General features: G+C 40.5%; 12 protein-coding genes. 3 read left to right on the forward strand and 9 right to left on the reverse strand.

What is annotated here, in order from left to right; genetic code table 11:
* Positions 1 to 100 precede the first annotated feature (100 nt).
* The 8 genes from G6554_RS05810 to G6554_RS05845 form a co-directional block, all read right to left on the reverse strand.
* Positions 101 to 742: a response regulator gene (locus tag G6554_RS05810; protein WP_166239675.1), complete on the reverse strand. Its 642-nt coding sequence runs from the start codon at positions 740 to 742 to the stop codon at positions 101 to 103.
* Positions 742 to 1,539 (reverse strand): sensor histidine kinase, encoded by a 798-nt coding sequence (locus G6554_RS05815; protein ID WP_166239677.1) that lies wholly within the window; start codon positions 1,537 to 1,539, stop codon positions 742 to 744. The genes G6554_RS05810 and G6554_RS05815 overlap by 1 nt, the downstream gene beginning before the upstream one ends.
* Before the next feature lie 51 nt (positions 1,540 to 1,590).
* Positions 1,591 to 2,283: an ABC transporter ATP-binding protein gene (locus G6554_RS05820; protein ID WP_166239679.1), complete on the reverse strand. Its 693-nt coding sequence runs from the start codon at positions 2,281 to 2,283 to the stop codon at positions 1,591 to 1,593.
* Positions 2,280 to 3,155, reverse strand: coding sequence for an ABC transporter permease (locus tag G6554_RS05825; RefSeq protein WP_242637716.1), 876 nt, complete (start codon positions 3,153 to 3,155; stop codon positions 2,280 to 2,282). Before G6554_RS05825 ends, G6554_RS05820 begins: the two co-directional genes overlap by 4 nt.
* A complete protein-coding gene (locus tag G6554_RS05830) occupies positions 3,155 to 3,697 on the reverse strand; it encodes a nitrous oxide reductase accessory protein NosL (RefSeq protein WP_166239681.1) in 543 nt (180 codons plus the stop codon). Before G6554_RS05830 ends, G6554_RS05825 begins: the two co-directional genes overlap by 1 nt.
* Positions 3,694 to 4,974 (reverse strand): right-handed parallel beta-helix repeat-containing protein, encoded by a 1,281-nt coding sequence (locus tag G6554_RS05835; protein ID WP_166239683.1) that lies wholly within the window; start codon positions 4,972 to 4,974, stop codon positions 3,694 to 3,696. Before G6554_RS05835 ends, G6554_RS05830 begins: the two co-directional genes overlap by 4 nt.
* A 188-nt stretch (positions 4,975 to 5,162) precedes the next feature.
* Positions 5,163 to 5,948: a cytochrome c oxidase assembly protein gene (locus G6554_RS05840; protein WP_166239685.1), complete on the reverse strand. Its 786-nt coding sequence runs from the start codon at positions 5,946 to 5,948 to the stop codon at positions 5,163 to 5,165.
* Between the two features lie 173 nt (positions 5,949 to 6,121).
* Positions 6,122 to 6,715 (reverse strand): putative ABC transporter permease, encoded by a 594-nt coding sequence (locus tag G6554_RS05845; RefSeq protein ID WP_166239687.1) that lies wholly within the window; start codon positions 6,713 to 6,715, stop codon positions 6,122 to 6,124.
* Positions 6,716 to 6,887: 172 nt separating this feature from the next.
* On the opposite strand from G6554_RS05845, the gene G6554_RS05850 reads away from it, so the two are divergent.
* The 3 genes from G6554_RS05850 (at position 6,888) to G6554_RS05860 (ending at position 9,469) form a co-directional block, all read left to right on the forward strand.
* Complete coding sequence (locus G6554_RS05850; RefSeq protein WP_242637725.1) at positions 6,888 to 7,514, forward strand: TetR/AcrR family transcriptional regulator; 627 nt, start codon at positions 6,888 to 6,890, stop codon at positions 7,512 to 7,514.
* Positions 7,515 to 7,691: 177 nt separating this feature from the next.
* Complete coding sequence (locus G6554_RS05855; RefSeq protein WP_166239689.1) at positions 7,692 to 8,417, forward strand: ATP-binding cassette domain-containing protein; 726 nt, start codon at positions 7,692 to 7,694, stop codon at positions 8,415 to 8,417.
* A complete protein-coding gene (locus tag G6554_RS05860) occupies positions 8,414 to 9,469 on the forward strand; it encodes an ABC transporter permease (RefSeq protein ID WP_166239691.1) in 1,056 nt (351 codons plus the stop codon). Before G6554_RS05855 ends, G6554_RS05860 begins: the two co-directional genes overlap by 4 nt.
* 41 nt (positions 9,470 to 9,510) lie before the next feature.
* On the opposite strand, the gene G6554_RS05865 is transcribed toward G6554_RS05860, so the two are convergent.
* A complete protein-coding gene (locus tag G6554_RS05865) occupies positions 9,511 to 10,104 on the reverse strand; it encodes an NADPH-dependent FMN reductase (protein WP_166239693.1) in 594 nt (197 codons plus the stop codon).
* Positions 10,105 to 10,189: the final 85 nt, after the last annotated feature.

A 10,189-nucleotide genomic window follows, 5' to 3' on the forward strand; every position in this document is an offset into this window, starting at 1 on the left:
AGAGGTTTGAATGTCAATGGTTTTCTTATTTAGGAATAAAATCGATTGAGGTAAGAGGAGTAGTAAAAGGAGAGCCCCTTAAAATGGAGGCTCTCCCTTATTATTTTGTAATATATTTCACCGCGTAGGAAGCAAGCTGGACTCTATTTTCAAGACAGAGCTTATCTAATAGATTTTTGATGTGGTTTTTCACGGTGTTTTCGGCAATAAATAGGTTTTCAGCAATTTGCTTATTGGTTTGCCCTTCTGAAACTAATAGAAGAATTTCCTTTTCCCTCGGAGTTAGAGAACTAATCGCCGGGGTGTTCTGCAAATCGCGTTCACGGAATTGATAGAGCAATTTTCCAGCCAACCCCCTTGTTGCCGCGTCCGAACCATCAACAATTGAACGTAGATACTGAAGCCAATCGTCGGGATCCATATTTTTTAATAAGTAGCCTTGGGCGCCGTACTGGATGCTAGTAAACAAATCCCCGACATTGTCGGAGACGCTTAGTATAATCACTTTGATGAACGGATATTTCTCCTTGATGATTTTCGTTGCTGCCAAGCCATCCAATACCGGCATTTCGATATCGATTAATAAAATATCGGGAAGCTGTTCAGTACAAAGTTGAATGGCTTCCTTGCCATTCTTTGCCTGACCCACAATGGTAAACAGTGAATCTCCTTCAAGTATTTCCATAATCGCCTGCCTCGCGTGGGGGTGATCGTCAGCAATTAACACTCGATAAGGTACCATTATTTGTCGCTCCCTCGTACCGTTATTTTTGTTCCATCATTTCTTATAGAGGCAATATCAAGCACTGCACCAATTTTTTCAACACGTTCTTTTAACATGACAAGACCATATTGATTCAGATTCCGTTCATCCTTCGCAAACCCTTTCCCATCGTCTTCAATTTTCATCTCCCAACCATCGGAAATCTTCTGGAGCAGGAATGCCGCAGATTGTGCCTCGGAATGTTTTCTGATATTCGTAAAGGCCTCTTGAATGATGCCAAACAGTTGCACCTCTTCCGAAGGATTAAAGTATTCCTCCTCTAACCCGATGGAAACATTTGCTTCAACCCCTGAAACGGCACTCCATTCATTCAGCCAATTCTCTATTCGTTTCGGAAAAGAAATCAACTCTAAAGGATTCACACGCAGATTAAAAATTGCCTGCCTCAGATTGGCGTCGATAGAGTTGACAAGACCGCTCGCCTCCTCTACCTTTCCTTTTTTTAAATTTACCTTTAGTAAAAATAATGTCTGAGCAATGTTATCGTGTAATTCTTTTGCCAGCCGTTCCCTTTCCTCATAAACAGCCCGCATTTCCCTCTCGGTTGCGAGTCGACGGTTCTTTTCCTCAATCAGCTTAAACAGCCAAGTAGAAAACCCATAGGAAACGACCAATGTTAAAAGGATAATCAAGTAATTCCCTGTCTCCATCGATAAATTTTGCAGTAACACAGTATTATGCCGAATCAGTTCAAAGCCCCCAATAAGCAGGGTAGGGATTAAGATCGTGATTATTTTTAACGTACGATACGACATTTACACCACCTCTTCCACTTCATTAAAGCATATTGGATCGAATTATTCCCCCTATTTACGGTAGCGGTTCAGCAGATCCACCATAAATTGCTTCGTATTAACGTGATCATTCCGAATCGCTTCAATCATCCTTCCATTTTCCATAAAAATTACTTGATCAGCCACTTCGGCGGCCACATCCATCATATGAGTAGAAAAGATTATCGTCGTACCACTCTGTTTTATTTTTTTTAACAACTCTATAAAAACATCGATCCAATATGGATCGAGGCCATTTGTCGGTTCATCAAGAATCAAAACGGCGGGGGCTGCCAGCCATGCCTGGCCAAATAGCAACCGTTGGCGCATCCCTTTTGATAAGTGTTTAATCATCTCATCCCTTTTTGCCTCCAACCCAAGAGTGTCGATCACTTCCATAATCCGAGGTTGTGCAACCTTTCGAAACGTTCCGTAAAACGTTAAAAACTCTATGACGCTCAGCGATTCTTGGGCAAAAAACTCATCAGGCATGTATCCAATTAACGACACATACTGTTTACGATTTTCCTTGATATCTACCTGATTAATCAAAACAGTCCCAACACCAGGTGGCGAAATGCCAGCAATGATCTGCAGCAGGGTGCTTTTCCCAGCACCGTTTCCACCGCAGAGTACAATGCATTCTCCGTCTTCTGCTGTTAACGAGAATGAATGAAGGGCTGTTTTTTGCTTAAATACCTTGGAGACGTTTTTAATCGTTATCATAGATACCTCCTCCTTCCTAGGAACAGGATTGAGAGGGAAAACAGCATAAAGATATAAGCAATCAGGTAGCCAATCAAGATCATCCAGCCTGCACCCGATTGGAATAGGTGAACAATCGCATCATACGACGCACCAAATATCGCACCACTATCCCATTTAATAATTAAAAAGATTCGCAAAAACTCGGCTGGATTTAGGACCATCGCTACTTTCAATAACGGTTCAATCATTGAGTAGGGAACGAGTCCCAAAACAGCAATCAAAGCGGTTGGCCAAATCATGATAAGGAAGAACCAGATGGCGACCGACGCCATTAATGCCTTCCATCTTGTTTTGGCAACTGTTCCGAGAAATACCCCAAGAATTAAAAATACATAGATCAAAAGTAGAGAAAAGAGATAGATTCCCAGCAGCCATGGCAGCGATAATTGGATGCCTACAAATAAACCAATTGCCATGCTAATTCCAAAGCTTAAGGTGAACACAGCCGCCTGCGCCATAATCAAACCGGCAAATTTCCCAAACAGGTAGGCTGGAATACCGATAGGATACGTACAGAGAAGATGCCATTGCCCGCTTTCCAATTCATTAGTAATCGAAAAGGAACCGATAATCAGCATAAATAGCGGCAATAAATACAGCAAGATATTTACGATCGTTCCAGTTATATTGGTAAAATTGGAAAGGCCGGCATTCGTTCGTTCGAGTAAAAATAATAAAGAAAACACCAGCACCCATAGAATTAGAAAAAGATAGTAAGAACGCTGCCTCGTCATTGTCTTCCATTCAAAAAGCCATAAATTTTTCATTTTTTGTTTCCTTTCATGCAAAAGGACAATCGTAGCAGACTGTCCTATTACTCCATTATTCATTAATGACTATCCTCGGAATGTTCCATTTTCAGGTCATCCTGTCGATGCATGTTCATTTTTTCCTTCATTTCTTTTACCATTTCCTCATTCTTTTCCCATTTATGATTTTGGAGTTTATCATAGGTTAATAGACTACCGCCATGTTCATCGATAAAAATTTGAGCATCTTTTTTATCTGTAAAAGAAAGAACATTATAGGCCATTGGGGTTTTAATCGGTTTGTCATACACATAAGCAGCCTCATCCGCTTCAATCCATTCTTTTGAATCATAATCTTTAACAAAGGAATGGTTGATTTTTTTATCGGGATTTTCCTTCATCCATTTATACATGCAGCCAATATCATCAAATACCATTGATTTTCCACTTTCAAGAATAATTTCAGTAGCAAACTCGTTATTTTTTACAGCCATATGGCAGATTTCACATTTATCGGTTTTTTCATTGATCTCCACCGGCTTCACTTCCTTTTTACTACATCCTGCGGCAACGAATAAAGCTATGATAGCAATGAAGCAGGTATTTACTAATTTGTGTTTCATATTTTTTTCCTCCCAAAATAGATTATTAGTAGACTAGCGAAAATCATTGACAGACAGATGGCCCAGAGGATAGTCTTTGGCTGTTCGGATTGTTGCTGGTTGTTTAACACATTCGTCATTAATGGTTCCTGGTCAGTTACTAGCATGTTTACGGGGCTTTTTAGCATTTTTTGCAAAAACATCATCCCCGGGTGCTGAAAGAAAAGCTGATAAGGTGGTGTTTCTCGTGCCAGTTTAAGAAAAAATGGATCAGCGCTGTGAGGCAAATTGCTTTTTCCATCACTGTCGATATCAAGCTTAATGGCGGTGTCCCAGTAATTATGCTGAATGGTATTATCCGTTCCATCCGTCGCTTGGAAGTCATTTACATTACTGATAAACGTATTGCCGGTAATCAGATTGTTCCTAATACGATTGATTTGTGCGCCAACAAAATTTGCAGTTATTTCGTTGTCAGTGATGTCATTCTCGCTTGAATCTTCGATAAACATCCCGACACGATTATCAGTTATGCGATTGTGATGCACAATGGAATGGTGTACATCGTAGAGTAGCAGCCCTTGGGCATTCACATTTTGATTATTTTCCAGCAATTGATTTTCAGCAATAACGGAATGATTGGTTCCCATTACCATTGCACCGGTAAAATTCCGTGTTGATACATTTTGGGTTGCGGTAATACTGTCGGAAAACATCACATGCAGCCCGTACCGTGAATCACTGATGGTATTGCTTTTAAAGATGTTATGATGACTATTCTCCATATAAAAGCCATCTTGTACATGCTCAATCTTGATTCCTTCAAATGTATTTTGGTGGGAATCCCAAAGTTCAACCCCGTTTCCCTTTCCGTTTCCTGTTAATCTAATATTCCGGAAACTTGTCTTTTCAACGTTTTCAAGGTATATTCCAGATTTCCAGATTTTCAAGGTGACATCTTCAATGTGATGATTCTTCCCACTCATTTTAATCACTGCCGGGCTTTTATCTTTTTTACAGTTCGTGATCTGAATCCCTTTTACGGTTACATTTTTCCCCTTGATGGTAATAGCTGGTTTATCATTACAAGCTTTAAGAATAGTTCCTTGTTCAGCTTCTATTACTATCGGCTTTATTAAAACAATCGGTTCTTGATATATGCCAGCCGCTATTATTAGTTTCCCACCTGCTGGCATACCATTGATTTGTGATTGAAGAGATCCGTTTGCAGATGTCCCCTTTCCTCCAACTAAACTAATCATCCCCACAAATAAAATCAGTTTCAGTAATACTTTCATTTCTATAATTCCTTCCAGATAAACTTTTTTAAAGGGGTCGAAATCTGTAACAAGTCTAAAATAAACGATTCGGTAGGTATTTCCAATGACTCAGTAGGGCTATTTTTTTGTTCACATTTGAACGTTTTTTGGCAGTTTTTTTTCAAGCAGGGCAGTTGAATCTATGTATGGAAAAAAGGGGAGATGGTTCATAAACCATTTCCCCTCTTTTCTTGCACGTGTACTTTTTTCCCAAGACGCATTGTCACAATGAGCGCAAATTTATGCAGCCCGAGCATGAGAAAGCCAGCCATCATCTGGTCAAGTCTAGTGTTAAACGGTGCAGGTAGGAGATTGATAGAGCCTAGTTCGGTGGGGGTAAAGCAAAATGTTGCAGTCATTTGTGCAAGCAGCGGGTTATTCACCTCACCCAGGCTGGCATTGAGGATAAATAGAAAACAAGCAGGCAGCAACAATAGCCCGCTCAACATGGCGTAGCGTTTATTCTGCCCGTTTACAATGGGGTGCCACATACGGAAGGACGTGTATAGCAGAACAAGCAAATAGCCATAATGAACAGTCGAATGTTGTGACAGATAGGTTAAAATAACTGGCAGATGGTAAAAGAGGAACAGGATCGCAAAGGTGTATAGTGCAGCGGACGGAGAGAGGAATAGTTTGTTTAGTCGTGCGCTCTTAGTGCGCCATGAATCGGGAATACCTAACAGAAGAAGTGGCGGGATGATGAAAAATAACATACTCATTTGGATCATGTGCAAACTGAACGACAGATGACTGACGGTCGATAAAGGACTGCCAATCGTTACATAGAGTAAGACCAAGCCAAGGGAAAAAAGGAAGGGTTGTTTTAGATGAATGATTCCATTTGTAAAGTTCATCAATAAGAATCCATATAGTGCGGCCGCAACAATAAGGCCAGCTAATAAAGGGGTATTCCACAACAATTGACCTTGAAGCCAAACATCATCGAACATATACTTCTCCCTCCATCTACCATTTACTCTGTTTTTCGTTTTTAGAGAAAGATCCTTTTACTACCTATAGAGTTTATGTCGGTTCACGCGATTTATGCCAAATGGGCTGCCCCCATTTCTGTCCTCACGAGCACCTCATGAGGACAGGCTTTGCTTCCAAACACCCCAGTATCCTACTGAATGGGGTTAGTTGGTTCATCTGTAAGATAATTCTGTAGCGAATGCCTCCGGATCGCTAAAACGAGGTCGGCAAGAAAATATAGTCCTACTGCAGACCAAACCCATGTCCAATAGGGTTCTATCGCCCGATACATTGAAGCAATTTCCGGATGAATCCATTTTACAACTACAATGGACAAGAAAACCCAGCAAATGGAGAAGGGAAGACAAATATGACCATGAAGCTGTAAGGGCGTATCCGAATAATCCCACCATTGTTTATGAAAACATTTTTGGAGCATCATCCCACTTACATACTCAACAAATGTCGGGACGAAGAAGCATAAGAGGATCATGATGACCCCATTTGTATTAGGTGAAATCAAATAAACCAACAGCACCGGAGCGAAGCCATACATCGGTTTAAAGGGGCCAAATAGAAAATTCTCTTTGAAAAATTCTCGCTTAGTGAAGAAGCTGTAACTATTTTCAAGCAGCCAGCCAATAAACGAATACACCGTGAAATAAAACACGATGGTCGCTGCTCCTTCAATCGTAAGAATTTCAAAATTTTGAACCGTAATGCCTTGTAACAAACTTATGAACATGGCCTAACCACCTTTCATAAATGGTAAATTTTCCACTTTATGTTTAACAGATGGTCTGCCAATTATACAAAAAAATGCCACAAAAATGCTGTCAGGCACCAACATTACTCAACACCGTGTTGATAATATTTAGCCAATCTTGATATGATAGGGGCAGAAATGATTGCAAACAATGACGCTTGGAGGGATGAATGTGTCAGAAGGTTTAACAGATAAACGGGTTATGCGGACCAAACGATTGATTCGCGATGCACTCACAGTACTCATGGAGGAAAAAGGGTTTGAAGGGGTGACAGTCCGCAATTTAACGGAGAAAGCGAAGATTAACCGGGGAACCTTCTATTTGCACTATCGTGATAAGTACGATTTATTAGAGCAAAGTGAGGAGGAGATTCTTCAGGGAATTGAAAAGTTGATAAAAAAGTTCGATCCAATAGAGGCCATTGCTTTTACCAGTCAATCCGAACCGGTTCCCGTCATTCTCAAACTATTTGAATACTTTCAAGACAATTCTAGCTTTATGAAGGTCATCTTAGGCCCCAAAGGGAACGCCGCTTTTCAAGTGAAGCTGAAGGAATTGATTAAAAAAATGTTTCTGCAAAAAATTGCTGAAAATTTAAAAAGGGAGGATATTCTTGTTCCCTTGGAATTTTTTATTGCTTATGTGAGCTCGGCCCATCTTGGGGTAGTCCAGCAATGGCTGGAAAGTAACATGGAAAAAACACCTCGGGAAATGACCATCATTTTAACCAGTATGACTTTACTTGGACCAGGGTTTGTAGCAGGAATGAAAAAATAACTGAAGGGAAGAGTAACAAATTTCTGGCGAGCTCTCCTTCATTTTTTCATCATACACAACAATGAACACTTTACTCCATATTGTTCATTGTAATTCATGGATGGACAATTTATTATTAGGGTATAAAGATGATCAACACACTGTTCATTAACTGAATGAAATTGAGGGGGTTTTCATGTGAATCCAACCATTCATGTAGAGGAAGTCAATAAAAGCTTTGGGAAGAAGCCTGTTTTAAATGATGTCAACTTAACCATCCCGAAAGGCCAATTATTCGGATTAATCGGTCCGTCAGGTGCCGGGAAAACAACGCTTGTCAAAATGATCGTTGGCATGGAAATGGCCGATACAGGGGCGATCCATGTGTTAGGCGAAAAGATGCCGAATCTTAGCCTGCTTCAGGAAATTGGTTATATGGCGCAATCCGATGCCTTATATGTAGAATTAACAGGAGAAGAAAACCTAAAATTTTTTGCTTCACTCTACAGGTTGAGTAAGGGCGAGCAAAAAAAACGGATCGCTTACGTTGCTAACTTAGTCAACCTGACAGATGACCTAAAGAAGCGAGTGGCAGCCTATTCAGGGGGAATGAAACGGCGCTTATCCTTAGCTATCGCCCTTATTCAAGACCCAAAAGTGTTAATTTTAGATGAACCGACAGTAGGAATTGATCCCGAATTGAAGTTATCGATTTGGAAAGAATTCTTACGCCTGAAAAATGAAGAAGAGAAGACTATTATCGTCACAACTCATGTCATGGATGAGGCGGTTAAGTGCGATTACGTCGCCATGGTCCGGGACGGCTGTATCTTAACCAGCGGCACTCCTAGTGAATTAAAGGTGTTATACGGAACAGACGATTTCGATGAGGTATTCCTCAAAGCAGGGGTGAAACAGTCATGAGAACATCGGCGCTAATCAAAAGGATCATTCAGCAAATGCTGCGTGATAAACGAACATTAGCCTTAATGTTTGTGGCTCCTTTATTAATTTTGACCCTCATGTACTTCTTATTTAATGGCAATACTGTGAAACCGACCATAGGTGTCGTAGGGGTTGATTCCAATCTCGTAAAAGCCTTCAAAGAGGCAGACATAAAGGTAAAAGAATATGACGCGGTATCAAAAAACACTGTAGTGGATGATGATCTAAGCGGGTTGCTGCAGCAGGAAAATGGACAAATGAAATTAACACTTCAGAATGACGACCCTAGTTCCGCCAAGGGTTTGCAGGCGAAAGTCAACCAAACGGTTTCAGCCCTTGCACAAGGTAAACTCATTCAGCAAAATCCAGCACTAGCAGGAATGCTGCCTAAAAAGATTGAAACAAACTATGTGTATGGAAACAAAGACACCGTGTTTTTTGATGTACTAAGCCCTATTCTAGTCGGTTTCTTCGTCTTTTTCTTTGTATTTATCATTTCCGGCATTGGGTTACTACGTGAGAGGACGACTGGGACGTTAGAACGATTATTATCTACTCCGATTCGAAGAGGAGAAATTGTTACCGCCTATTTGGTCGGCTATGGCCTATTTGCTGTCCTGCAAACAATTATTGTTGTCATTTATTCGATTACCGTGCTGGATATCGTGCTCGCTGGCTCAATTTGGAATGTCCTTCTGATTAATTTGCTTTTAGCATTGGTGGCATTATCATTAGGAATATTGTTATCAACGTTTGCTGCCTCCGAGTTTCAAATGATGCAGTTTATCCCGATTGCGGTTATTCCACAAATCTTCTTCGCAGGGATTTTCCCTCTGGAAGGAATGGCCGATTGGCTGCAGGTGATTGCAAAAGTGTTTCCCATGTACTATGCAGGTGATGCCTTAAAGAGCGTTATGTATAAAGGGAATGGTTTCAGTGAGATTGGCGGGGACCTTCTGGCATTAGTGATATTCGCGGGTGTATTCATCCTACTTAATATCTTTTCAATGAAAAAATATCGAAAGTTATAGAGTGAAGGGGATGAATGATCATCCCCTCTTTTGCTATACCATTATCTAATTGTTTTTAATGCACCGCTCCATGCAATCACTTCGCCAAGCATGGCATTCACATTTGTCAGATGCAATTCAGCCGGTTTGAAGGTACTTCCGTTTTCAAAATCTGTGAATAAAGATAATGTTGGATGTGTGCGAACGTCGGCAACTTTTAATTCACCTAAGATTCCGCGTAAATGTTCTGCTGCACGAGCACCGCCGGTTGAACCATAGCTAACAATTCCAGCCGCTTTGTCATTCCATGCTTCACGTGCAAAATCAAGGGCATTTTTTAATGCGCCTGTGATGCTGTGGTTGTATTCTTGAACAATAAAGACGAACCCATCTAAGTTAGCAAGTTTTTGGTTCCATGCTGCGATGCCTGGTTCAGTGCCGTCAGTTGTTCCTAAAAATGGCAAATTGAAATCTGCAATATCAACGATTTCGTAATTTGCGTCCCGACGCTTGTCAGCAATCCCTTTCACCCATTCTCCTACTTGTGGACTTACCCGTCCTTGACGTGTGCTTCCTAAAATAATACCAATGTTTAATTTTGTCATTGTCGTTTCCTCCTCTTGTGTTTTACCAAATAATTTATCCAAAAAACCCATATCCCGCACCACCTTATTACAAAATCTCAGATTTAGTTATTATGAATTATTATATTTTTAATTCGAGATAATAATATTACAATTC

It is taken from the genome of Bacillus sp. MM2020_4 (assembly GCF_011250555.1).
In the GTDB taxonomy this organism is placed as follows: domain Bacteria; phylum Bacillota; class Bacilli; order Bacillales; family Cytobacillaceae; genus Neobacillus.